Origin of the sequence: Lacipirellula limnantheis (assembly GCF_007746075.1) — a bacterium.
GTDB lineage: Bacteria > Planctomycetota > Planctomycetia > Pirellulales > Lacipirellulaceae > Lacipirellula > Lacipirellula limnantheis.
The window spans coordinates 5,537,550-5,562,495 of sequence record NZ_CP036339.1; the positions used below are offsets into that span (position 1 = coordinate 5,537,550).

Consider the following 24,946-nt stretch of genomic DNA (forward strand, 5'->3'; position numbering starts at 1 on the left):
TCCCTTAGCTTAAGTGGGCTACCAGGGGTGGTCAACCAGAGGCGGTCACGGGCGCGCGGTGGATGCGGGGCAACCGGCATGACCAACGCAATCCGAGCGGCGAGCGTCTATTTAGCCTCGGTTTGGGCCGATGCCAACTCTCCCGCCCCGCTTGGCCGAGGCTCTCCCTCCCGCGGTCCAAACACCTTCTCCCGATACAACACCAGTCCATGCACGGCGTGGTAGAGGCCGCCGCACTCCAGATCAAGGTGCTTCGTCCGGTCGAGCAGGTCACACATATAAACCACCGCCTTCTCGACCCAAGGTTCCTGCAGCCGCTTCTTCGGCAGGGCGAAGGTGAGAAACTCCAGCGTGTGCCCCGTCGCCGCAAGGTGCTCGTCGAGATTGTTGGAATTCGCCGGCCGGAAAAGAAACGCAATCGAAAAAGCTCCGGACGGCAACTGGAGCGCGCGGGACTGCCCCACGGCCCAGTCGATCCGCTGTTGCGCCGCCAGCCAGCCTCCCTTCAACTCAACGCCGGGATGGGCCGCCTTGTAGTTGTTCAGGGCGATCGATAGTCCGATTAATCGATGCATCCCGCCGCACGCGCTGTTGGCAATCTCGTCCTGCGCCGTTTCCTCGTCGTACGAGGCGGCCGCTTCCATCGCGACGAGCCGTTCCAGCGACCATTCCTGCTTGTCCGTACCGATCCACGTCTGATCCATTGGATCGAGGTGCTTCGACAGCGCGATGATTGTCCAGCTGCTCTCTTTGCCCTCGAAGCAATCGTACTTGGTTCGGTCGATTAAATCCTGAACCGTGTACTCCTTGCCCTTCACCTTGATCGGTCGAGTTACCGGAACGTTCCACTGCGAGAGAATCGCCATCCATTGGTCGTCGTGGCCCTGACCGAATTTGCCAGCTTCGATCTCAGCCCGCAGGCCTTGCGGCGTGGGGTTGATCGTCCAACCCTTCATCGGCTTGCCATCGAACACCCAATCGACCGCGTTCACCTTCTGACCGTTCGCGAGGATCTCGAAATTCTCGCCGAACGCCAGGACGCCGTGCAGCAATTGCCACGCGGCGTGATCTTCCAGCGACATCTCGCGGCCATGCTGCGTGAAGTCGAGGGTTCGATCGATCAGGTCGCGCAGGCCAGCGCCTTGAGGCACGACGAGCGGCTTGGGCTCCGTCGTCGCGGGGGCGCTGGTCGCCTGAAGTTTGGCCGTCGGTTCGTCAGCCAGGGGTGAACCGCAACCCAAGAGTAGTACGGCTGCGGCGAAGAACAGGGAGAGTCGGATCATGGCGCCTACCGTCGCAAGAAAGAACGCCCATGATTCAGAGATGGGCGCCAAAAGTGCTGTTTAGCCGTTTGCAGCGACTCGAACTGCCATCTTGGCCGCCGCGTACAGATACCAGTTAACGCTTCAGTCTACCCGGATCGCCCCTGGTTGCACGACCGGCGGTTCCGCGGAAACAAACAATCAAGGCAAGTAAGGATGTTCCTTTCCTTCCACGGCTATATGAACTACCTCCTCTGGATGGCCCCCGCCCTGTTGCTGGCGATGTGGGCCCAGTGGAAAGTCCGCGGGACGTACGCCGCCGCGGCCGAGGTCCCTTCGCGCCTCAGCGGCGCCGCCGCGGCCCGTCATATTCTCGACTCGGCCGGGCTGCAAAATGTCGAAATCGAGCCAATCGCCGGCCAGCTGACCGACCACTACGATCCCCATGCCAAAGTCCTGCGACTGAGCGAAGGGGTGTTCGGCAGCCGGTCCGCCGCCGCGGTAGGAATTGCCGCTCATGAGGCGGGCCACGCCCTTCAGGACGCCCAGCGTTACGCCCCGTTGGTGATCCGTAATATCGCGGTGCCTGCCGCGAATTTCGGCAGCGGCATCGGAATGCTTCTGCTGTTCATTGGAGCCGGCATGCTCATGCAGGGCATTCCCGCCGGGCAGCCGCTCATCTGGCTAGGCATCGGCGGTTTTGCCTGCGTCGCCGCGTTCCAGCTGATCAACCTGCCAGTTGAGTTCGACGCCAGCAACCGCGCCAAGCAGTTGCTGGTCGCGCATGGCATCGTCGGCAATCAAGAGATGACGTACGTCAACAGCGTCCTCAACGCCGCCGCCTGGACCTACGTTGCCGCCACGCTGCAATCGGTGCTAACGGTGCTGTACTACGTGATGCAGTTCACTGGCGGCAGCCGGGACGAGTAGAAAATCCTCCCCACATCATTCCCAGCATTCGCCCCCGGCTCTTCAAGTCGGGGGTTTTCGTTTCGCGTCGTCGGCAAAGCCACTACTCGCGCAACAGCGGCTTCGCGACATACTCCGCCGGAATCGACAGGTAAGGATCGAGCACCTGGGCGTCCGCCCGCCGTCGACCAATCGCTCGCACATACCCTATGTAACGCCCAGCATCCGCATCGAGCGCCCGCATTTCAACTTCATTGTGGGGAGCCACTGTCTGCAGCCAGCGCCGCCAATACTTCCATCCCTCGGCCAGCGAGTCGGCCGACTCGACGTCGACAAGCCGGCTCCGCTCCCAATGGCGACGCCACCACGCTGAGGAGTGGAGGCAAAAGACCGGCTCGGCCGACCACCACTCGGCCAAATGTGCTGGAACGGGCTCGTCAACCTCGCGCTCCAGCCCCGCCAGCGCGATGCCGATCTGCCCGCCCGGTTTGACGAAACGCGCGAGATTGCTCAGGTAGAGATCATCCGTGCCGTAATACATGAACGCATCGATCGACACGACGGCGTCGAAAAACTCTTCGGCAAAAGGCAACGCCTTCGCATCGGCGCGCAGCGGAAACACACCGTCGCTGGCGCCGGCGTCACGCACACGCTGCGCATTCTCCGCCGGGCTGAACCAGAGGTCGGCGGCCCACACCTGCACGCCAAACTCTCGATGAAGAAAAATTGACGAGAGCGCGCGGCCGCAACCCAGATCGAGCACTCGCATCCCCGGCCGCAGGTCCATCTTCTCCGTCAGCCATTCGGCGAGCCACAGCGGATTCGCCCCGCCGCTCACCCCGGCAAGAATCCACTCGGGATGATAACGCGAAGCGCGAGGAAAGCGATTGGAACTCAAATACTCTTCCACAACAACTTTCTCCCAGACTGCGACTAACTTTCACAATACTGCCGCAATGAATCCGAATAGCCCGCTTCCCAAGCATCTTGAAAGGACGAAGCTGGTTTAGACGCTAACGGCTAGTACTCGTCCTGATCCTGCAATGGAAAGTACTTCCATTGCCAATAGGTCATTAGCTCGTCTTCTGATCGATCAAAAAATTCGTTGTAACTATGCGCGTGCGGCGACGGAGGTCTTATTTCACCCTCGACGAATCCGCGCGTCTTCAGAAGTTGCATGTATGCCGGCAAGTCGCCATACGCGTAGATCCAATCGTGCTGATCGTAAACGAGAAGGCCGGGACCGGAAGCAGAACCAATCCACAAGTGATGGCGACCATCCCCTTCGAAGAATTCATGAAACCGACGACAGAACTCGGCGACTTGCTCAAAGTCGAGCGGACCTGGCGATTGGTAACGGCCCGGCTCTCGCTTTCCTAATCTCGGAACCAACAGGACATAGAGCACGCCCAGTTGTTCTCGCCATAGTTGCGCCAGCGAAAGCAACAGTTCGACATGATTCTCAGCCGGCCCTATAACCAATCGTGGCGCAGCAGTGGTCGGCTCGATACAGTAAACATTCGAGTATCGAACGGGTTCTTCCGTGAATGGATCCGCGAGTTTTGGCCGCACGCCGTCGACGGACATAGAAAAGCCCTTCTATTGCTCCGCGCTAAACGCTTGGTGATAGGTCACGCTGCCGTGCGGAAGGTTCGCGCCGCGGAGCGAGATTGCTTGAAAATACTCCGGCGGAATCTCGGGCAACACGAGCCCCGGTTCCGCCTTGAATCCAAACCGCCCGTAAAACGCCGGCTCACCCAGCACCACGCACCCCGCCGCTCCCATCTGGCGCACGGCATCCAGCGCCGCCCGCATCAGCGCCGAACCAATGCCCCTCCCCTGCCACGCCGGCAGCACCGAAATCGGCCCCAGCCCGTACCAGCCGAGCGCCCCATCCGAAATCGTCACCGGCGACACGGCGACATGCCCCACGACGGCGCCCTCCGCCTCCGCCACCAAGGACACGGTCAGCGCTCCCGCCGCACGTACCGCCGCTACAATCAACTGCTCCGTGTGACTCGTGTGCGGAGCATCGAGAAACGCCGCCGCGATCAGCGCTTCGATCGCCGCTGCGTCGTTCGAGCGCTCTGGCCGAACATGACACGCCATCGCTAACTCGCCAAAATCTGAATGCCATACCGCGGCGCCGCGGCCAGCAACCGGTCGATCTCATCCGGCGTCGGCGGCAACGCCGTCGTCGTCCCTTCGGCGAGCTCCGTCCCCACCTCAAAGAACATCTCTTCCAGCCCCGCCGGAGTCACCGTGATGATCATCCGCGCTTGCTCGCCGCTCTCGTTCTTGAACGAATGCGCGAGCCCAGGAGGCAAATGAACGAACGTCCCCGCCGCCGCCCGCACCGTTTCGTCGCCGGCGCGAAACGTCATCTCGCCTTCGAGGACGTAAAAGCTCTCCGCCTCCCGCGTATGAACATGCGGCGGCGGCCCGCCCCCCGGCGGCACAATCGCCTCGAACGACGCATACGCCCCGCCCGTCTCGGCGCCGGTCGCGAGGAAACGATAGACGTCGCCAACAATCGCGATGGTGCGACCTACGCGCGGGCGACGAAAGGTTGGTGAAGTGACTTGAGTCATTGCCCTGCCCTCATTTGCATTTCCCTAATTTGCATTTGCACTTCAATTAAGTCGCCGACTGAATGCATGGCGCCGAGTGATCCTAAGCAGTGGCTTGAGTACCGGTCACTCCCTCAGACGTTCGCTGCGCCAGCCAAAGTACTTATTCCCAGGCAGCCCCACACCCCGCTCTGGAGCCGCGACGCCAACGAACCCGCAGGCCTCGCAGCGCCAGCCGCCACGCGACTCGCCCGACTGCAGCGCTGCGGCCTCCTGGCCGCCATGCGGCCGAAACCACAAGTTCTCATACGACCAGCCGACGAACAGGCCGCTCCACCAAGTGCCGTGGATGGCGACAATCCCCTCCTTAAGGCTACCAGCGCACTGCGGGCAGTTGCCGAGCCGTTTATCGAGCGGACCGCCAGCGGCCGTGTGCTTCGCTGTCGATCGGTCGTGGTCAGTCATCCTCAGACTCCGAAAGTTGCTCATCGCTGCGGTGGCTGGTCAGCGTCCTGAGCAGTCGCTGCGGGAAGCCGATATACTATTACATCGCCGACAGCAGGGCATTGATCGATCGACGGGGAGTTGCACGAAGTTGCACGAACTGGGCGCGATCAAACCCCAGCGGGTGCCTTTGGGGCCAAAAGGCCAGCCGCCGCGACCTGGATTCTCCTTTCCAACAGCGTTACCATGATAAAAGACCGGCAAGGAGCCAGTCGTCCCCCCTTCGTTGCTCTTGCCGCCTGCGGGCGAGGGAGAACTGTATGATTCAGCGAGTCTGCAATCACACCGCCCTGCTCGTCGTCGGCATCGCCATCGGCGCCGCACTCACGGCTGGTTGGCATGGCCTCACGACAACGCCGCGAGCCCACGCCGTGGCGACTCACGGCGCCGACAACTTCGCCATCGCCACCGGACTGGTCGATGACCAGATCGAGGCCCTTTACTTCCTCGACTACCTGACGGGCGATCTGCGCGCGGCGATCGTTAACCGCCGCAACGGACAGTTTACCGGTTACTTCCGCTACAACGTGCTGCAAGACTTTGAGGCCATCGGCGATCCCCCCCGCTTCCTCATGGTCACCGGCATGGCCGACATCCCGCGAGGCTCGGGACCAACGCAAATCGGCAAGGCGTTAATTTACGTCGCCGAGGCCTCCAGTGGTCAGGTCGCCGCGTACGTTCTTCCCTTTAACTCAACGCTAAACGCCGCCGGCGCCCCCCAGACCGGAACCTTTGTTCGCGTCGCCCGTGGTTCGTTCCGCGACGCCTTCGTGCGAGACGAATGAGCGATCCCGCTGAATTTGAAATCCATGTGAATGGGCGCCCGCGAACCGTGGCTCCCGGCTCCACAGTAGCAACGCTGCTGGAGACGCTAGAGTTAGACCCGCGCACCCTGGCAGTGGAGCGAAATCTCGATCTCGTTCCCAGAGGTCAACATGCGGCGACGCTCCTGACCGCCGGCGATCGTTTGGAAGTCGTCACCCTCGTCGGCGGCGGGTGATGATACGAGGAGTCGGGGATCAGGGATCAGGAGTCGGTGGCTTCTTCCCTCTGCTGACTCCTGATTCCTGACTCCTGATTTTTCGCTACGCCATGTCAACAGACTTACTCACCGACGAGCCGCTCACAATCGGCAGCCACACGCTGCGGAGCCGGCTGATTGTCGGCACCGGCAAGTATGCCAGCTACGAGTTGATGGGCGAGTCGCTCCATCGCTCCGGCGCCGACTGCATCACCGTGGCCGTGCGTCGCGAGCGACTCATCGACGCGGCCGGAAACAATCTGCTCGATTTTATTGACGCTTCGCGCTACACGCTGCTGCCCAACACGGCAGGCTGCTTCAGCGCCGACGACGCCGTGCGCGTGGCGCGACTCGGCCGCGAGATTTTGCTCGGCTTGGAGAATGCCGGCGCCGATTGGGTAAAGCTTGAAGTCCTCGCCGACAAAAAAACGTTGCTTCCCGACCCCGTCGCATCGATCGAGGCGACCGAGCGACTCGTCGCCGACGGATTCCAAGTTCTCTGCTACTCCAGCGACGATCCAATCACGGCCCGCCGGCTAAAAGAAGCGGGGGCCTCGAGCGTGATGCCCGCCGGCAGCCCGATTGGCTCCGGCCAGGGAATTTTGAACCCCAACAACATTCGCATCTGTCTGGAATATCTCAAGGATGGCGATCCCGACTATCCCGTGATTGTCGACGCCGGCGTCGGCACGGCGAGCGACGTGACCATCGCCATGGAACTTGGCGTCGACGGGGTGCTGCTCAACACGGGCATCGCCCATGCCCAAGATCCGCTCCGCATGGCCGACGCAATGCGCTACGCCACCGCCGCCGGCCGGCTGGCGTACCTTTCGGGTCGCATCCCCAAGCGACTCTACGCGACCGCGAGCAGTCCCGAAGAGGGAACGATTACGCGGCAGCCGCGGTAAGAGCCGGTCTTGAGGACGGCAACCGGTCGATAACGCCAAATGGCCCGAAAGCTGTGAATGGACTCCGAACATGCGATCTGCGTCGCCGACATTCTCGGGCCGGAGGGTTCTATCGCGCGGCGGCTGCCGCACTATGAACTACGACCCCAGCAATTGGCGATGGCCGACGCGGTGGCGAAGGCGATCGCCGCCAAGCGCCATCTCTGCGTTGAAGCCGGCACCGGCGTCGGCAAGAGCTTTGCCTACCTCGCCCCCGCGATTCTCGCCGCCACGAACCCCGACGCCGGCAAGCCGCCGCGGATCGTGATCTCAACGCATACGATCAGTTTGCAGGAGCAGCTCATTCGCAAGGATCTGCCGCTGCTCAACAGCGTCATTCCTCGCGAGTTCTCAGCCGTGCTGGTGAAGGGTCGTCGCAACTATCTCAGCCTCCGCCGGCTGCAAGGCGCCCTCTCGCGCGGCAAGAGCCTGTTCGAGGACGAAGCGGGCCAGCAACTCAACGCGATCCGCCAGTGGAGTGAGCAAACCGTTGACGGTTCGCTGGCGGATCTCAGCTACAAACCGTTGCCCGCTGTGTGGGACGAAGTGGCCAGCGACCACGGCAATTGCCTGGGCCGCCGCTGCCCCACCTACAAGCAGTGCTTCTATTACCAGGATCGTCGCCGCGTGCAGAACGCCCAGATCTTGGTGGTGAACCACGCACTCTTCTTTAGCGACCTCGCGCTGCGCCGACACGGCGTAAGCATCCTCCCCGATTACGACGTCGCGGTGCTCGACGAAGCCCACACAATTGAGTCCGTCGCCGCCGATCATCTCGGTCTGTCGTTCACCAGCGGGCAGGTCGAATTCGTCCTCTCACGGCTCTACAACGACCGGACAAACAAGGGGCTGCTCGTCCACCACAACCTGAAGCAGCTTTGCCAGCGCGCCGATCAGTGCCGCTATGCCGCCAGCGAGTTCTTCGCCGACGTGTGGGAGTGGAAGTCGCAAGTCGCGCCGGCAAATGGCCGGGTTTCGGAGCCGTTGGAGATCGAGAACAAACTCAGCCCAGCGCTGATGGAGCTCGCCCGCGGCGTGAAGCTCGCCGGCGACGCGATCAAGCAAGAATCAGAGCGGCAAGATCTCATCTCGGCCCACGACCGCCTGGTGGGGTTGGCAGGCGAGCTCAACGCCTGGCATGGCCAGCAGTTGCCCGGCGCCGTTTACTGGATCGAATCGAGTTGGAACCGTCGCGGCACGCCGCGCATGACGCTAGCCGCCTCGCCCGTCGACGTGGGCCCCGCCTTACGCGAACAACTCTTCCAGCAAACCAAGAGCGTGATCCTCACCAGCGCGACGCTCTCCATTGGCAAGCAGCCTTCGTTCGCCTTCTTCCGCGATCGAATTGGGCTAACGCAGTGCGAAGAACTGCGGCTCGACAGCCCGTTCGACTATCAGCAACAAGCCGAGCTTGTCACGCTCCGCGGCATGCCCGACCCAGCTGCCGAGCGGGACGGCTACGATCGGGCCTGCATCGAGGCAATCAAGCATCTGGTGCGCGAGAGCGACGGCCGCGCGTTTGTCTTGCTCACCAGTTACGAAATGATGCGCCGCGTCGGCGCGGGCATCGCGCCATGGCTGGCGCGCCACAATCTCAATTTACTGAGCCAAGCCGATGGCACGCCGCGCAGCCGGATGCTGGAGCTATTCAAAGAAAACCCGCGCTCGGTGCTACTGGGGGCCGACAGTTTTTGGCAGGGAGTCGACGTGCCGGGCGAGGCGCTGGAACTTGTGATCATCGCGAAGCTGCCGTTCAGCGTGCCCGACCATCCGCTCCTGGAAGCGCGGCTCGAAGCAATCCGCGCCGCAGGCGGCAATCCCTTCAGCGACTATCAATTGCCGGAGGCCGTTCTGAAATTGAAGCAGGGTTTCGGTCGGCTCATTCGGACCAAGCGAGATCAAGGTCGGGTCGTGATTCTCGACCCGCGGGTGCTGACGAAAGCGTACGGCCGAACGTTTTTGGAATCATTGCCGAATTGCCGACGCGCCGAGATCGAGCGGCCGATCGGCGTCTGAGTACATGGCGGGCGAATGGCGCCCCGGGCCGCCGCAGAGCAATTCGCCGGAAGTCTGACGCTCTGGCGCCATGAATGCTCTTGCCACGGGAATAATTGTGCGTCTCACCGTGCGCTCTTCATGGTGGCTTCACTCCAGTCTGTATGCTTACCATGGTTGTGGCGTGGAAACATTCTGTTGACCGAATTGAAGGAGATGTTGTGATCAACTATTCATCAACCCTGCGGCGAGGAGTCCGACTGGCGGCGCTGGGCGGCTGCCTGCTGACGGGAGCCCGTGCACCGGCGACGCTTGCCGAGGCTCGCGAAGCGAACTATCAGCTTTACAAGGAAATCGAAGGCGAGCGAAAGATCATCGGCCCGTTGGTGGGGCATGTCACTGATACGACGGCATCGATCTGGGCCTACGCAGGACCGCGGACGACGCCGCTGATTCTTGAAGTCGAAGAACTTGAGTCGAAGCGCCGCTCCGCCGACGGCGAGCAAGGTCCGCCGCAGAAACTGCGGCTCGACGCGACTCCGAACGCCGACGAACATCATGCGGTTGAGTTTCAGGTGACCGGCCTCAAGCCCGAGACGCGGTATGCCTTCGCCGTGCGACTGGCGGAAGATGACGAGTCAACCGAGGCGGGCCTCTTCGCCACGGCGCCCGCGGCGGGCGAGGGAAGCAAGTTCAAGTTGGCCGTCGCCTCCTGCTTCGGCGGCGCCTACCGCCGCGAAGACGGCAAGACCCGCGAAGTCCGCGGCGAGTACCACAACGATTCGTGGCATCTGTTGATGGACGAGCGGCCCGACTTCCAGTTGATCATCGGCGACAACGTCTATGCCGACTCCACTGACTACAACCATCTGTGGGATGCGTATACCTTGGAACGAGTGAAGAATCGCCCCTTCGCCGCCGCGGTTCGCACGATCCCGACTTATGCCGTGTGGGACGATCACGACTATGGCCCCAACAATAGTGATGGCACGGCTCAAGGTAAGGAAGACTCACTCGCCGTGTTCAAGGAAGTTTTCGCCAACCCGCCGCGCGAACATGGCGCCGAGAAGCCGGGCATCTACACCAAATTTTCCTACGGCGGCATCGACTTCTTCCTGCTCGACGGCCGCTATTTCCGATCGCCCAACGACGCGAAGCCTGGCCCCGACAAGACCTTCCTCGGCAAGGATCAACTCGACTGGCTCGTCGAGGAGCTGAAAGCGAGCAAAGCGCCATTTAAGGTTCTCGTCTGCGGCAGCACCTGGGAAGCGAGCCGCAGCGACGGTTGGCGTTTATTTCGCCATGCCCAACGCGAGTTGTGGGATCGAATTGTCAAGAACAACGTCAATGGCGTGATGTACGTTTCCGGCGACATCCATCGCTGCGACTTGCAAATGCACCAGCCCGAGGTCGGCGGGGCCTACCCCATGCCCGAGGTGATTTCCTCAGGCCTTGGCAGCCACGGCGAGCACGACCCGATGGGGTTTGCCACGATCGAGTTCGACACCACGCTCGCCGATCCGATGATGACGGCCCGCGTGATCGACGGAACCGGGCTGGAAACGGTAAAGCGTCAGGTTCGTGCCAGCGACATGCAGGTGCGGACGCCGGCAGGCGATTCGCACTGACGTTAAGTTTATGCCATCTAATGGCCCCCGGTCAGTGACCGGGGCTAAAACAACGAAGAGCCCCGACCGAACATGGTCGGGGCTCTTTTTTGTGGCGGCGCTGAGGCGGTCGGGAGCCCTGGGCTTCGCTTACGACCGCAAAGGCCCATCTGTCGGCCCGATACCTTCCTTCGCGAGGTCGCGGACTAACTCTTTGCCAAGGATGCTATGCCGATAGCCGTAGGCGAAGTAGATGACGAGCCCGAGCCCCATCCAGATGACCAAGCGGAGCCATGTCGATACCGGGAGGAACAGCATCATCGACACGTTCACTAGAATTCCGGCAGGAGCCACGAAGTAGATCAGCGGGCAGCGGAACGGCCGCGCCATCGTTGGGTCCTGAAACCGGAGAATCAAAACGGTGACGCAGACAATCACAAACGCGAACAACGTGCCGATGTTGACCATCTTTTCGAGGTCGGCGATCGGCGTGAATGCCGCTGTGACGCAAATTACCAGACCGGTGAGAGCCGTCGAAATATGCGGAGTCTTGAATCGAGGATGGACCGCCGCGAAGATCGACGGCGGCAGCAGTTTGTCGCGGGCCATCGCCAGGAAGATGCGGGCCTGGCTCAGGAACGTCACCAGCAAGACGCTGGTCAGACCCGCAAGGGCGCCGGTGGCGATCAGTACGCTGGAAATGCGGAGAACCCCGCTTCCCTTCGCTTCGGCCTGCTTGCGGAACGCGGCGGCAATTGCCGCCTTCGTATCGATCTGATAGTAGGGCTCCATGCCAGTAATCACCGCGGCGACTAACACGTAAAGAATCGTGCAGATGCCGAGCGACGCCAGGATGGCGATCGGAATGTCGCGCTGCGGATTGATCGCCTCTTCGGCGTGGGTGCTGATCGAGTCGAAGCCGATAAAGGCGAAGAAGACGATCGCGGCGCCGAGCATGATGCCCGAGATGCCGTAGGGGGTGTAATTGGTGCGGAAGGCGTCGTCGAGCGGTTTGAGCCTTTCGGGGCTGATGATGGCGCCGAGGAGGCCCCACTTCTCCGCCGTCGCTTCGCGGGCCGCCGCGTTGATATCCGCGATGATTTCGTCGAAGCGCGCCGGATCCGTCACCTTTGCCTGAGCCGCAGCCAACGTGGCCTGAGCGGCGGAGAGTTCGGCGTCCGCCTGCTCGGCGGGCATGTCTCCCGCCTTCACCATCTCGATCTTCATCGCCTCGGCCTTGTCGAGCGCCAGTTTGGCCCGAACGTACGCGGCGTCGACGTCGATCTGGGCGAGTTCCGCTTTGGTCAAATCCTTTGCGGGTCGATTGCCCCTCACCTTGTCGGCGACGACCTTGCTGACGGTCAGTTCCGCCGTGCTGAGTCGCTTGCCGTAGGGGACGTCGGTCCAGTTGTTCTGGTCTTGGTTAATCAGCGTGAAGCCGAGACCGATGACGAAGAGGACCACGACGAGCTTGACGAGCGTCAGCGCCGCGTTGGCGACGGCGCTCTCGCGGATGCCGACGATGAGGATCACCGTGACCACCAGCATGATGCCAACCGCAGGGAGATTGAAGAGGGCCCCCGGCGTGCTGAAGGGATCGGAACAAAAGCGTTCCGGTATCTCCACGCCGAAGCATGTCCGCAAAAACTCATTGAGATAATTGGCCCAGCCCGCGGCGACGCAGGCGCAGGCCATGGCGTACTCGAGAATCAGATCCCAGCCGATGATCCACGCCAACAGTTCGCCGAGCGTGGCGTAGGCGTAGGTGTACGCGCTGCCGGCCACGGGGGCCATCGCGGCGAACTCGGCGTAGCAGAGCGCGGCGAAGACGCAGCCCAGCGCGGCAACCGCGTAGGAAATCGTGATCGCGGGGCCGGCGTCTTCCGCAGCCGCGCGGCCGGTCATGACGAAGATGCCCGCGCCAATGATGCAACCGACGCCAAGCGCCGTAAGCGAAATGGGCCCCAGCACCCGCCGCAGACGGTTCTCGTTGGCGAGTTCCTGAATGAGGTGCTGGAGGTCTTTGCGTTTGAAAAGTTGGCCCCACCGCATCATCTGAATCTACTCCTGTCGCCGCCCGGCTTGGGATATCGAAGTACCGCGTCGTGCAAGCACGTCGGAACATGGCAGGATAACTGGCGGGGAGCGAGGGAACTAGGTTTTAATGCAGCAAAGAAGGGAGTTGTGGGCCGTTTTGGATGCGGATTTGGCTGACTTTTGCGCGACATCGCAAGTGGGGTGCGCAACGGCGGGAGTTGTGGACTCAAGCAGCCGCAGGTCAACGACCCGCGGCTACTTCCGATGTCGCTGGAGCGCGAGATGCCACATGAGTAGTCCACAGGAGATGGCAGTGATCCCGAAGACGACGAGAAGCCACTGAGACGAACCGTGGCGGAGGAGGTCGCCGGCGTCGCCAATGCGGTCAAACGAACCAATGCCGATGTAGGCGCCGTTGGCGATAAGGCAGAACCCGGCGAAGAAATCAGCAAGTGGCCGTGGGTCAACGACCCGCCGGAGCGGAACTTGGGCCGCGTCGGCAATCGCTGCGGAAAAGCGATGAGGTCGAAATCGCCAACGGCACGCAGTTGCGATGAGTAGCGGCAATGCCACGCCGACGAGCGGGCCGGCCCAGGCGACCGCCAGCGGCGACAGGTTCGGCGAGACGTCGGTGCGTGAAATGGCAAACGGTTCAAGGATCACCCTTTCGACTGTGCCGCCGGTAAGCCAAGCGGCGAGGATGTGCCCCAGCTCGTGGACGGCCTGCATGGCGAGCCACGTGAGATAGACGACTGCCGCGTATGTCAGGGCTCGACCGAGCTTCATCTTGGATTTCGATAGGCTCCTTCGTTGGATAATGTGTCTTGGATCGCTCCGGCGGGTCGTTGACCCGCGGCTACTAAGTCAGCACTACCAAATTGTCGCGGTGGACGACTTCGTCGTAGGGGCAATGTCCTAATAGTTCCGCGATGCGGTCGGTGGGCTGGCCGGCAATGGTGGTCATTTGGGTGGAGGTGTAATTCGAGAGGCCGCGGGCGAACTCGCGGCCAGCGGGGTCGCAGATCGAGACGACGTCGCCCTTGACGAAGTTGCCTTCGACGCCGCGGACGCCGACGGCGAGGAGGCTCTTGCCGTTGGACTGCACGGCCTTCGCCGCGCCGGCGTCGAGGAGGAGTTTGCCGCGGGGGGTGGCGCTCCAGCCGATCCAGCGTTTGCGGGAGGCGACGGTGCGACCTTCTGCGAGGATGAGCGTGCCGACCTCGGCGCCGGCGAGGATATCGAGCAGCACGTTCGGCCGCCGGCCGGCCGCGATGACGACGCTTTCTCCCGCGGCGGCGGCGATGCGCGCCGCGCGCAGCTTGCTCCCCATGCCGCCGCGGCTGAGTTGAATCCGCGCCGGGCCGACGGCGTCCTTGGCGTAGCTGTCGGCGGCGTCGAGGTGCGTGATGACCGACATCAGCTTTGCCCCCGGCTCCGACGGGTTGCGGTCGTAGACCCCTTCGACGTCGGAGAGGAGGATCATCAGCGGCGCCCGCAGGAGGTTCGTCACGAGCGCCGCTAAGCGGTCGTTGTCGCCGAAGCTGATTTGCAGTTCGTCGACCGCGACCGTGTCGTTCTCGTTGATGATCGGGATCGCCCCGCAGCGGAAGAGGGCGTTGAGCGTGTTGCGCGTATTGAGATACCGCGTGCGATGCTGTAGGTCCTCGGCCGTGAGCAGAATCTGGGCCGCGTTGAGGCCGTGCGGCCCGAGCGCTTTGTTGTACGACTCGATCAGCCGACTTTGGCCGACGGCGGCGGCGGCTTGGAGTTCGGCCAAGTCGGTCGGCCGACGCTTCCAACCGAGCCGCCCGATGCCGGCGGCGACGGCGCCGCTGCTCACGAGGACGACCTTGCGGCCGTCGAGACGGAGCCGGGCGAGCTGATCGGCGACGGCGGCGACCCGCGTGTCGTCGAGCGCGCCATCCTCGCGGGTGAGAACGCGGCTGCCGACCTTCACCACGACGGTGTCGGCGGCGGTCATGATTTCTTGACGAACGAGATCGGTCACGGTTGGGATCTCAAGCGGGACGGGGCGCTGTGGGCGGGATGCCGCGCGGCGATGCGAAACTGCCTTTATATCGGGGGATCGGTCGAGTCGGAAGAATTGGCGGGAGTTACGTCCGCTCGCAACGTGCATTTGCGCGGACAAAACACCGCTCGCGGCCGCGCTGTCGCGGGGGTCAACACTGGTTTTGCCGAGTGATTGCACGATCGATGCGGACGCGGGTTTAGTCCACCCAGCGGGGCCGCCACGGACAAAACGAGGCGTGAGGGCCAGCAATCCGCTGGTATGGCGGCATTGGTTCTGTCCGCGCGCCGCAGGCGCGCAGGTCAGAACACTCGTCGGGCCGCTGCTGGCGGCGACGTGTGCTGCGCGACGAATGGCACAATATGTGGACATGCGATCACCATAGCGTCGCGAGTGGCCATTTTCTAGATGGTAGATGACGGATTTATTTCGGGGGTGGATGGAGGTCGCGATGGGGCTGGCGCTGGGACACGGGTTCGCACTGGCAGGATGCCAGCGGCGCCCTGCTACGATGATGCAACTTCGTTTCTCGGGGTGAAACAAGTTTCTTCAATTTAGCAGCTTGACGTTGGTCACCGCCTCCCATATAGCAGTACCTTGAGGCGGGCGTTCGATGAAGCCGCGTAGTTCGGCGCCATCGGCCGAGTCGCCGCCTCTAGGCTTCTCTATTCTTCTACTGCTTCTCTACCGGCGCGGGTCGACTCAGAAGCAATCGCTTCCTAACTCGCCTGCTCTCGTCTTCCTGTACTTTTCGCTTCATGAACCGTCGGACGGACAGGTTCTTTTCTAAGACAATTTAATCTACTTACATTCGATTAGCCGCTTCGCGGCTTATCGGCGTGCGTTCGCGCGTCGTATTCCAAGTATTTCACCACGAGGGGGAAGTGTTGCCATGAGCATCGTCTTGCGAGGAGCGGCATTGTGCTTGCTGGCGTCGGCGTTATGCCCGGGAAAGGCAAACGCCGCCGATATCGAGAGCATCGTCTTTGAGTCGGGCAGCGTTGGCCCCAGCGGCGCTCCTGCGGCCACGGGATGGCAGTTCCTCTCCACGAACAGCATCCCGGGCGACGCCCAGGCTCTCATTGAGAGCGTGCCGGACCGTACCTTCCAGACCGGAACCAACTCCGAAGCGATGGTCCTTCATCCCTGGTTCCCCGCGAACTCAGCAGGAACGGTGTTTGGACATGGCGCCGAGTGGAACACCGCTGACGCACTGGGCGCCGCCCCGCAAACGGTCGACCCGGGCGAGATCGTGTACCTCCAAATGGAAATCTTTTCGGACATGGCCGGCGGCGGCCAGTACTGGAAACTGGGATCGGCGGTCGGCTTTAAGGGGAATGGCGCCAATCCTTCCGTCAACCGCGGCTTCAATGACGAGGCGACGCTCGGCGACAATGGCAAGAACCTGCTGACCAGCATCGAGGCGGATTGGACGTTTGACACCACGCTCGATTTTAATGGCGCGATTCGAGGATCTGATCTCGCCCAGAAGCAAGACCAGACTCGTTACTTGAATCCGCCCACCACCGAAGAGCTCGACAAGACCTACATCTCCACGGCCATCTTCCGGCAGGGCGTCGACGCCGCCGCCCCGTTTAGCGGCACCGAGACCGAAGTCAGCGAAGTCCTCGACCGAAAGAACGGCGGCGAGTCGAGCGCCACGGGGACCTCAGCGCCCTTCGAGCCATGGGGCGGCAACTCGAATGTCATCACGGGGATGACCATTGACCGAGCCCAAGTCAACGTCCTGCGCGGCAGCAACAACGTCGAGGGCGGCTCGATCACCAGAGTCAATACGGTTTCCAGTTTCATCGACCCCTTCGAAACCGACCCCAATTCACCCCTCTATATCTCCAACGCCGTCTTGGGCATCAAGATGTTCCGCTTTGGGACCACGTCGATCAAGGACGTCAATTTGGATGGCATCGTCAATGCGGCTGACAAATCGATCGTGACGGCCAATCAGGGACAATGGCCGGCGCTCGACGGCACTGGCGCCACGTTTTTTGACGGCGACGTCAACAACGACCTCGTGGTCGATGCACTCGACCTCGCGTTCTACGCCGGGACGCCGGGCGACGCCGACGGCGACGGAGACGTCGATGGGGCCGATTTTCTCATCGGCCAGCGCGCGCCGAACTTTGCCGCGTTCTTGGTCGATTGGAAAGCGAACTTCGGGACCACGCCCTCGGTTGGCGCGGTTCCCGAGCCGAATACGGCGCTGCTGTTGATCTGCGGCGCGGCCGCGCTCGCTGCTATTGGCAGGCGAGCTGGTTGAACGTGGCTCGCCGTTGGCGGGGACTGTTTTTAGCGCGCTTGCTTCAGCTTGCCGCAAGCGTTGTCGGGGGAGGTCCGCGTCTGCAACCTCGGCCAGACGCGGGCCTTATATTATCTCCGACCAGCGGGCCCCCTCCCACCTGTCGCAGATAGGCGCCGGTATGAGCGACGCGATCGCGCAGGTTAGGCATGCTGAGTAAGGGGAGCTTGTCCCTGGGGCGGCTGGTCGCTGAAGCGACGCAGCCCGAGGCGGGGTGAATTGGCTGGAGCGATCTTGCGGCGTGGGGGCGTCTCCTGTACCAGTGGGCAATGCGAACGCCCTTGCTCCTTGTGCCGCTGCTACTGCTCGCGCTGCCGTGGAATTCCTGCACGCGCAGCAAGGCCCATCTCAGCGATAATGGGCCCAGCCAACTCCGTAGCGGAGCGGGGTTCTTTAATCCGAAAACGGAAGCGAAGGCGGCAAGCTCGACGAAGAAAGCCTTCGACAAGTAAGTCGCTTACCGTTCTGAGAGCAGGCGCGATTCAGGAAGCGGGTCGTGCGAATGCTTCATTGCGCGGCCGCGGATGAGGCGGCGGCGGGCGGCTGGGCGGCGACGTCGGTGAACTTGCGGTCTCCCTGAATGAGGATCTCGACGTTCTCAAAATCGGGAGTGCGGTAGACGCCTCCGGCGCCGTCGGCGAAGAGAAATTGTCCCTGATCGTCGGCCGCCAGGCCTTCGATATGATACTTGTTGCCGAGGAAGACGGGCTCGGGTTTGCCGCCGACCAGCTTGAAGAGCCGGCTGGGCGTGCCAAAGGTAGCGATGTAGACGTCGCCCTGGTTGAGCGCGAACGTTCCCCACCAGTCGGCGCCGACGTCGGCCTGGCGCACCGTGGCGACCTCGCTGGGCGCGCCTTGCCACAGGTCGCGGCGGTAGATCTTGCCGTCGGCCAAGGGTTCGTTGTCTTGCGGCGTGGGGACGACGCTGAAGTAAACGGTATGTTCTTCGCCGCCGCCATCGACGTCGCGCACTTGCCCAGGGAACTCGAAGCTGAGAACTTCGTGGCGGCCGTCGAGCCAATGCAAGACGTACCCATCAAGTCCGCTGACGAAATAGACCTTGCCGTCGGCCCCGACGGCGAGCTTTTGCAGCTTCATCGTGGCCTGCGGAAAGGCGCGATCGGCGACGGCCTCGCGGCGGTGCAGTCGCTGCAGGCGGCCGTCGCGACTTCCCCATAGCTGACCGGGAAACTCGCGTCCGGCGCTCAGCAAGAGATTGTCGGCGGCGGCGACGCTCCAAGGCGCCAGGCAGAGGGCGAGTGCGAGCATCGTGCGGACATGGTGCGACCAGCGGCAATGTGCGGCCATGAAACGAACCCCAAGGTTGGCGATAGGTTGAGGCGACGATGGGCGCCGACGCGAGCGCGACAGCGCGACCTTCTGATACTCTAGCTCGCACCTAGCCGCTTGGGAGGCGAGTTGCGCGTCGCCAAGAGCCCTACATTCGCTACCAGCGGAAGGTTTGACGATGACTCTAAATGAACGCCGCCGGGCGGCGAGCATCACGAAATGGGCCCGATTGACCACCTAGGCATCGTCGCTGGTCGGTGAAGCGACGGCGGCGGCCGGTCGTCTGGGAAGAGTTCGACATGGGCTTCATGACAAACGTGGGCAGCACGGCTGCGAGCAGATCGTGCGTGCAACTTTGCTCGACTTGGTTTAGATTCTTGGTGGCCGGTTTTCTCATGTCGAGCTGCCTCCTGATTCGCGCTCCGCTAAGCGGTTCACGCCGATTGGGCGCCATCCTTCGCGCTCGATCGACGGCAGCGGAAACTATCCGTTTGGCCATCTGGTCGAATTTCAAGAGTTAAACGTTTCATGAAGCGCACGTTGGCGATTCTTGCGACTGCGGCATGGTGCGTCACGCTGTCGCACTCGATGGCTGATGCGCCGACGGCTGCGGCGAAGATAACGGAGTTCACCGTCACCGACGGCGTCGAATGCAAGACGGTGCGAGCGGGGACTTGGAAACTGTCGGGCACGCTGAAGATCAACTTCGCCGGGCGCATCCTGCCGCATGAGAATACTGCGGTGGAGCTTTACGGCGCCGGGGTCGAGTCGATCGCGGGACGCTTTGATCGCGTCGAGCTGCCGAAGGGATGGCTCGGCGACGTTGAGTACGACTCCACGAAGCCAGCGGTGACGCTGCGGAACTTGCGGCCTGATCGGCCGCCGGCGTTTCCGGGGGCGGAGGGATTTGGCAAGTTCGCCATTGGCGGGCGCGGCGGGCGGGTGATCGCGGTGACGAATCTCAATGACGCCGGGCCCGGCAGCTTGCGCGCGGCGTGCGAGGCGGAGGGGCCACGAACGGTGGTGTTTCGGGTCTCGGGGACGATTCCGCTCAAGTCGGAACTGAAGATCAAGCATCCCTATCTCACGATTGCGGGTCAGACGGCGCCGGGGGATGGGATTTGCGTGGCGCATCGGAACGTGAAGTGCGACGCCGAGAACGTCGTCATTCGCTATATGCGGTTTCGGCCGGGCGACGTGTCGGGGGTCGAGTCGGACGGTTTTGGGGGCGAGTGTTCGCATTCGATCATCGATCATTGCACGGTGAGTTGGGGGATCGACGAGACGTTGTCGATCAACAAAGCGAACAACTTCACGGTGCAGTGGTGCATGATCAGCGAGAGCTTGTTCAACTCGCTCCACAAGAAGGGGCATCATGGCTATGGCGGGTTGTGGGGCGGTCCCGGCGGGTCGTGGCATCACAACATTCTGGCTCATCATTCGAGCCGTAATCCGCGGGCGTCGGGGAACGAGATTTCCGGGCTAATGGATTGCCGGAATAACGTCATCTACAACTGGGGCTTCAACAGCGCGTACGGCGGCGAGATGTGGCCGCGGAATTGGGTGAACAACTATTACAAGCCGGGGCCGGCGACGGAGCCGAAGGTGGCTCAGCGGATCTTCCTGCAGAAGGATGCGCGGGGGCGGATGTACGCCGACGGCAACTTCGTGTGGGGCTCGCCCGCGGTGAGTCGCGACAATTGGAACGGCGGGATCGACTTCCAGGCGGACGGCGACGCGACGGAGGAGACGCTCCGTTCAGACACGCCCTACGTTGTGGCGCCCGTGCGGACGGAGACGGCGGAGGAGGCGTTCGAATCGGTCCTGGCGGAGGCGGGGGCGTCGCTGGTGCGGGATGCGGTCGATGCGCGGATTATCGGAGAGATTCGCACGGGGACGGCGAAATACGGGAAGACGTGGCGCGGCGGCGGGAATGGGATTATTGATTCGCAGGCCGACGTGGGGGGGTGGCCGGAGTTGAAGTCAGCGCCGGCGCCGGGTGATGAGGATGGGGACGGGATGCCGGACGAGTGGGAGCTGGGGCAGCGGCTCGATCCGCAAGCGGCTAGCGATGGGGCGCTCGATCAGGATGGGGATGGGTATACGAATTTGGAGGAGTATCTCAACTCGTTGGCGGGTGCAGGGCGGTGAGTCGCAATTAAGGCTCGCGCAGTCGCATTTTCGCCCTGGCTCCGCCAGGGGTTTACTCTACGAGAGATGGCGCGTACCGGTGTGGTGGCCGACCCTCCGGCGGAGCCGGGGGCTAGAAGGGGTGCGGCGTAAGACGCCGGTCATGGCGAGCAGCGCTAGCGCCAGCGTCGACGGCTCGGGAACTCCCAGGTAGTAGCCGACGATTGGTTCGGCCGTGTCGCTGGCCCATGTGCCGTTGCCGCTGGGGGCGTGGAGCTCGCCGCTGGCTTCGAGCGAGAACGAAATGTCGATCGTCTTGCCCAGGGCCATGATCCAATCGCCGCGTTCGCCTGGGTTGGCGCCGGGGTAGCTCATGAAGCCCTGGAAGGGGGCGACCATTTCGATTTCATGGCCGTCGGGTGAGATCGAGGCGCGGATGATGCCTTGATGGACAGGTCCTTGGTCCTTGACGAAGGTGATGCTGGTGCCGTCGCCCAGGTTGTGATCGCCGGCACTTGGGTCGTCGAACATCACCCACTGGGTGTAGTGGTCGTAGACGCCGGGCTTCACGTCGACGATGCCCTGCTTCTGCTGCGCTTCCATTCCCGGCAGGTCGGCCGCAGTGAGCGCGCCGTGGTTGAGATAGTGTCCCGTGTTGAACGTGCCGTTGAAGTACTCGATCTCCATGTTCATGTCGTAGCCGTCGGAGGTGGGATAATAGCCCCCCTCGTGGATCGGATAGCCGGTGACGTCATCGTCGTCGACGTCGATGGTGAGAATGACGTAGTAACGTCCCGCGCGTTTGCCGGGCGACTGCGTCTGGGTCGCCCCGATGTTGCCGCGAGCGCGGAAGTAGGCGTAGAGATTATCGGCGTCGTGCGTGAACTTGTACTGGAGGATGTCGACGTCGGGGTGATTGACGTAGGCGGGAACGTCGAGCGGGCCGTCGTGATCGGTGTCGTGCTGATCGTTGGTGGGGTCGGAATAGGAGGGGACGGCGGCCCAATCGCCGAACTGCCCATCGACCGTGATGTGGTGAATGGGGGCGGCGGCGCTTGGAACGGCCGACACGAGACATAGCAGAACGGCGACTGCGGCGGCGACAACTGGCGGGGCGAACCGATGCATGGCATTTGCCTGATGGGGCCTGCGGGATGAGAGTGGCGATCTTAGCACGCGTGGGCTCACCGGCCAACTAGATCGAGTTAGCGGCGGGCTTTCTGCAGTCTCCCAACGATCGCTGGGCAACTTGGGCCAGCGCTGGTCGGCGAGGCCAAGGACGCCGAGCCAGCATCGTGCGAAGCGGATCGTTAGGCCATTTTTGATAGTTCTTCAATTTGCAAAAAAAAGAGCAGGACGCGGCGAGGCGTCGTTACTATACTGTCGGGCGTCGCTGAATTGCTACCTCGTTATCGTGTCATCGGAGCCGTGATCGTGGCGATGTCGGTATCCTGCCCGAGCTGCGCCGCTGAATTTCGCGCCGGCGACCAGTATGCGGGGCGCGTCGCGAAATGCCCGGGATGCCAGAAGCCGTTCCGGTTGCCAAGTCTGCCGCCGGAACATAACGCCGCCGCGCCGGCGGCGGCGGTCGGGCCGACGCGAGCGGCGGCGACGGCGCCGCCTAACAGGCCGACAGAGGCGCCGGTGACCACGAACGGGCCTGACGGGAAGACGCCGTCGCGCGACCAGATCGCTCAGCAGATCATGGCGGGATTCACCGGCCCGATTCGACGACCGCGCACGCCGATCATGTATCAGCTCGCGGCGATCGCCGTTTTCCTGCTGATGATTATCTTGCCGCTCGTGTATCTCAGTCTCATCGCGCTGGCTGGGTATGGCGTGTACTACCATGCGGTCAATCACACCGGCATCGTGACGACCGGCGCCGTGCGCAATGGCAAAGCGAAGATCGCGGCGCTGCTGATTTATCTGGCGCCAATCGTCGCGGGCGCGGTGTTGATTGTGTTCATGATCAAGCCGTTGTTCGCACGCCCGGCGAGGGACGGAAGGACGCGATCGCTGCGCCGCGAGGCGGAGCCTTTGTTGTTCGCGTTCGTTGATCGCATTTGCGAAACCGTCGGCGCCCCAAAGCCGCGTCAGATCGACGTCGATTGCGAAGTCAATGCGTCGGCCCGGTTCCGGCGGGGCATGCTCAGCATGCTGGGAAACGACCTGGTACTGACGATCGGCATGCCGCTGTTGGCGGGGCTGAACACGCGGCAGTTTGGCGGCGTGCTTGCGCACGAGTTTGGCCACTTCTCGCAAGGTTTCGGCATGCGGCTGTCGTACATGATTCGCTCGTTGAGCCACTGGTTCATGCGATTGGTCTATCAGCGCGACCGGGCGGACGAGTGGCTGGAGGCCAATGCCGGCGACCTCGACATTCGCATTGGTTGGATTCTGTACCTGGCGATGGCGTTCGTCTGGCTCTCGCGCAAGGTGCTGTGGGTGCTGATGTACGTTGGGCACTTCTTCGGCAGTTTCCTCTTGCGGCAAATGGAATTCGACGCCGACCGCTTCGAGACGCGGTTTGCCGGCAGCGGCGCGTTTGAGCAGACCGCCCGGCAATTGCAGACGCTCAACGTCGCGTCGCAGGCGGCGTTCTCGGATTTGCGCGAGTTTTATCGCGAAGCGCGGCTGGGCGACGACTTGCCGCGGTTGATCATGGCCCGCACGGCCGCCCTGCCGGCCGAAGTGAAGAAGGCGATCGACAAAAGCATCGGCCAGTCGAAGACGGGCCTGTTCGACACGCATCCTTGCGACGGCGATCGTATCGTGGCCGCCAAACGCGAAGATACGGACGGCGTGTTTCGCGTCGAGTTGCCCGCGACCGTACTTTTGTCGGACTTCGACGCTCACTCGAAAGCATCGACGCTGGAATTCTACAGGGGCATTTTTGGCAATGACTTGAAGAAGGCGGAACTGCGGCCGGTGACCGACATCACCGCCAAGCACGATCAGGCTCGTGAGCAGGAAGCGGCCATCGGGCGCTTCTTCGGCGGGGAGTGGTCGGCCGCGGCGCCGTTACAGCTCGATGCCTATCACGTCGCGCCGCCGCCGAGCGCGTCGGCGGCGCTGACGGAACTGAAAGACGTCCGGCAACGAATGGCCGCCGCCATTGCAGCGAACCGAGGCGCTGTCGAAACGTTGGCGACGGCGGGGCGGCAAGTGCGAGAATCGCATCAATGGAATACCCTGCTGCGGGCACGAGTGAAGATCAACAAGAAATCGCTCGCCGAAGCTGGAGGAGCAGAGGAAATCAAACGTCGCGGCGCCGAAGCCGAGCGGCTCCTGGGAAAGGCGACCGGCCAATTGCGATCGCTGAACGAGTTGGCGGCGAAACGGATCTCGCTCAGCCTGGCGTTGCTGCACGTGGCGAAGGTGACCGAGCGTCTGCCGGAGCCTACGCCCAAGATTGCCGACGTGGACGCCAAGTTCATGGCGCTGCAAATCATGTGCGGCGCCATGGAATCGCTCGCTGCCATGGCGCCCCTCCACGCGTCGGCTGGCGGTCTGGTCGAGGCGCTGCAGGGCGGGGGTCGCGCGGACGATATCGTCCCGATTCTAAACGATCTACTGGGAAAATTGTTGCCGCGTGCCAAGACGATGCGTGCCGCGCTGGAACGCTGCAGCTACCCGTACGAGCACGCCAAGGGGCGAATATCGCTCGCGCAATTCGTCATGCCTGACGTGCCGACGCAGGGGGATCTGGCAAGCGTCTTCAACGCGTGCAGCCAGGCGCTGGAAACGGGGCCGCCGCTTTACGTTCGACTGCTGGGGGAAATGATCCGGCTGAACGATCTCGTGGAAGCGGCTTGCGGTTTGCCGATGCTGAATGCTAGTAGCGTCGCCGCACAGGCGGGCTAACTCGGATTGGACAATCGTCGCGGTCGATTTATAGTTGCACCCATGAATGGAAACGAACTCGCCGTTTTTGCGTTGCTGTTGCTGGCTGGCGGGCTGGTCAATTACCGCTTTGCCGAGCCGATCGCCGCGGCGTTTCGCCGTTGGGTTCCCGAATGCTGGGATAGCGAGCCGGCCTGCCAGCGGCTGGCAGGGCAGCTGATGAGCGCGTCCGGAGTTGTCCTCTTCGCGGCGGCGCGGTTGGCCGCTTGATGTTCGCCGACGACGACGCGTTAAGCGTCATACTGGCCTCGATCTTGAGCTGCCGGCGATTGCACCGCTTGAAGACCGGGAGACTTGGCGTGGCGCCTGCTGGTCGCTGAAGCGACGCAGTCCGATGGGCTGTGGATCGCGGCAACGCGAGGCGAGGGCGCAGCGAGGCCTATCGCTGCCGGGCAAACGAGTGGCGGCCTCGCGGTTGCGCA

At 62.7% G+C, this 24,946-nt stretch carries 22 protein-coding genes; 11 read left to right on the forward strand and 11 right to left on the reverse strand.

Features of this window, described 5'->3' with window-relative positions; translation table 11 throughout:
• Positions 1–107 precede the first annotated feature (107 nt).
• Positions 108–1,283 carry an ADP-ribosylation factor-directed GTPase activating protein isoform b gene (locus tag I41_RS21535; protein ID WP_145434968.1) on the reverse strand — a complete coding sequence of 392 codons (1,176 nt, stop codon included), beginning with the start codon at positions 1,281–1,283 and terminating at the stop codon, positions 108–110.
• Between the two features lie 195 nt (positions 1,284–1,478).
• Here I41_RS21535 and I41_RS21540 point away from each other — a divergent pair, with 195 nt between their 5' ends.
• On the forward strand, positions 1,479–2,192 hold the full coding sequence (locus I41_RS21540) for a zinc metallopeptidase (RefSeq protein ID WP_246133723.1): 714 nt from the start codon (positions 1,479–1,481) through the stop codon (positions 2,190–2,192).
• A gap of 82 nt (positions 2,193–2,274) precedes the next feature.
• On the opposite strand, the gene I41_RS21545 is transcribed toward I41_RS21540, so the two are convergent.
• The 5 genes from I41_RS21545 to I41_RS21565 all read right to left on the reverse strand — a co-directional run bounded on the left by I41_RS21545 (position 2,275) and on the right by I41_RS21565 (position 5,206).
• Positions 2,275–3,081: an SAM-dependent methyltransferase gene (locus I41_RS21545; RefSeq protein WP_145434969.1), complete on the reverse strand. Its 807-nt coding sequence runs from the start codon at positions 3,079–3,081 to the stop codon at positions 2,275–2,277.
• Positions 3,082–3,191: 110 nt separating this feature from the next.
• Complete coding sequence (locus I41_RS21550; protein ID WP_145434970.1) at positions 3,192–3,758, reverse strand: hypothetical protein; 567 nt, start codon at positions 3,756–3,758, stop codon at positions 3,192–3,194.
• 12 nt (positions 3,759–3,770) lie between these two features.
• On the reverse strand, positions 3,771–4,280 hold the full coding sequence (locus I41_RS21555; protein WP_145434971.1) for a GNAT family N-acetyltransferase: 510 nt from the start codon (positions 4,278–4,280) through the stop codon (positions 3,771–3,773).
• A gap of 2 nt (positions 4,281–4,282) precedes the next feature.
• Positions 4,283–4,762, reverse strand: a complete 480-nt coding sequence (locus tag I41_RS21560; protein ID WP_145434972.1) for a cupin domain-containing protein — start codon at positions 4,760–4,762, stop codon at positions 4,283–4,285.
• Between the two features lie 105 nt (positions 4,763–4,867).
• The gene (locus I41_RS21565; RefSeq protein WP_145434973.1) at positions 4,868–5,206 is read right to left on the reverse strand and encodes a hypothetical protein; all 339 of its coding nucleotides are present in this window, start codon (positions 5,204–5,206) and stop codon (positions 4,868–4,870) included.
• Between the two features lie 299 nt (positions 5,207–5,505).
• Here I41_RS21565 and I41_RS21570 point away from each other — a divergent pair, with 299 nt between their 5' ends.
• The 5 genes from I41_RS21570 to I41_RS21590 all read left to right on the forward strand — a co-directional run bounded on the left by I41_RS21570 (position 5,506) and on the right by I41_RS21590 (position 10,836).
• Positions 5,506–6,030: a hypothetical protein gene (locus tag I41_RS21570; RefSeq protein ID WP_145434974.1), complete on the forward strand. Its 525-nt coding sequence runs from the start codon at positions 5,506–5,508 to the stop codon at positions 6,028–6,030.
• Positions 6,027–6,245, forward strand: a complete 219-nt coding sequence (gene thiS, locus I41_RS21575) for a sulfur carrier protein ThiS (RefSeq protein ID WP_145434975.1) — start codon at positions 6,027–6,029, stop codon at positions 6,243–6,245. Before I41_RS21570 ends, thiS begins: the two co-directional genes overlap by 4 nt.
• Positions 6,246–6,337: 92 nt before the next feature.
• On the forward strand, positions 6,338–7,174 hold the full coding sequence (locus I41_RS21580) for a thiazole synthase (protein WP_145434976.1): 837 nt from the start codon (positions 6,338–6,340) through the stop codon (positions 7,172–7,174).
• Positions 7,175–7,231: 57 nt separating this feature from the next.
• Positions 7,232–9,229, forward strand: a complete 1,998-nt coding sequence (locus I41_RS21585) for an ATP-dependent DNA helicase (protein ID WP_246133724.1) — start codon at positions 7,232–7,234, stop codon at positions 9,227–9,229.
• Positions 9,230–9,429: 200 nt separating this feature from the next.
• Complete coding sequence (locus I41_RS21590; RefSeq protein WP_168207080.1) at positions 9,430–10,836, forward strand: alkaline phosphatase D family protein; 1,407 nt, start codon at positions 9,430–9,432, stop codon at positions 10,834–10,836.
• A gap of 129 nt (positions 10,837–10,965) precedes the next feature.
• Here the strand turns inward: I41_RS21590 and I41_RS21595 are convergent, their stop codons facing one another.
• The 3 genes from I41_RS21595 to proB all read right to left on the reverse strand — a co-directional run bounded on the left by I41_RS21595 (position 10,966) and on the right by proB (position 14,860).
• Complete coding sequence (locus I41_RS21595) at positions 10,966–12,870, reverse strand: amino acid permease (RefSeq protein ID WP_145434978.1); 1,905 nt, start codon at positions 12,868–12,870, stop codon at positions 10,966–10,968.
• A 237-nt stretch (positions 12,871–13,107) separates the two neighbouring features.
• Positions 13,108–13,638 carry a M50 family metallopeptidase gene (locus I41_RS21600; protein WP_145434979.1) on the reverse strand — a complete coding sequence of 177 codons (531 nt, stop codon included), beginning with the start codon at positions 13,636–13,638 and terminating at the stop codon, positions 13,108–13,110.
• A gap of 73 nt (positions 13,639–13,711) precedes the next feature.
• A complete protein-coding gene (gene proB / locus I41_RS21605; protein WP_210421029.1) occupies positions 13,712–14,860 on the reverse strand; it encodes a glutamate 5-kinase in 1,149 nt (382 codons plus the stop codon).
• 913 nt (positions 14,861–15,773) lie between these two features.
• On the opposite strand from proB, the gene I41_RS21610 reads away from it, so the two are divergent.
• Entirely contained in the window at positions 15,774–17,159 is a 1,386-nt protein-coding gene (locus I41_RS21610) for a hypothetical protein (RefSeq protein WP_145434980.1), read from the forward strand.
• 308 nt (positions 17,160–17,467) lie between these two features.
• Positions 17,468–17,650, forward strand: coding sequence for a hypothetical protein (locus I41_RS21615; RefSeq protein WP_145434981.1), 183 nt, complete (start codon positions 17,468–17,470; stop codon positions 17,648–17,650).
• Positions 17,651–17,705: 55 nt separating this feature from the next.
• Here the strand turns inward: I41_RS21615 and I41_RS21620 are convergent, their stop codons facing one another.
• Positions 17,706–18,506 (reverse strand): hypothetical protein, encoded by an 801-nt coding sequence (locus I41_RS21620; protein ID WP_145434982.1) that lies wholly within the window; start codon positions 18,504–18,506, stop codon positions 17,706–17,708.
• A gap of 510 nt (positions 18,507–19,016) precedes the next feature.
• On the opposite strand from I41_RS21620, the gene I41_RS21625 reads away from it, so the two are divergent.
• Complete coding sequence (locus I41_RS21625) at positions 19,017–20,639, forward strand: pectate lyase family protein (protein WP_210421030.1); 1,623 nt, start codon at positions 19,017–19,019, stop codon at positions 20,637–20,639.
• A 57-nt stretch (positions 20,640–20,696) separates the two neighbouring features.
• On the opposite strand, the gene I41_RS21630 is transcribed toward I41_RS21625, so the two are convergent.
• Positions 20,697–21,746 carry a hypothetical protein gene (locus I41_RS21630; RefSeq protein WP_145434983.1) on the reverse strand — a complete coding sequence of 350 codons (1,050 nt, stop codon included), beginning with the start codon at positions 21,744–21,746 and terminating at the stop codon, positions 20,697–20,699.
• Positions 21,747–22,058: 312 nt separating this feature from the next.
• Between I41_RS21630 and I41_RS21635 the strand changes: the two genes are divergently transcribed.
• Both I41_RS21635 and I41_RS21640 read left to right on the forward strand, forming a co-directional pair.
• On the forward strand, positions 22,059–24,485 hold the full coding sequence (locus I41_RS21635) for a M48 family metallopeptidase (RefSeq protein ID WP_145434984.1): 2,427 nt from the start codon (positions 22,059–22,061) through the stop codon (positions 24,483–24,485).
• Between the two features lie 42 nt (positions 24,486–24,527).
• Positions 24,528–24,734, forward strand: coding sequence for a hypothetical protein (locus I41_RS21640; RefSeq protein ID WP_145434985.1), 207 nt, complete (start codon positions 24,528–24,530; stop codon positions 24,732–24,734).
• Positions 24,735–24,946 lie beyond the last annotated feature (212 nt).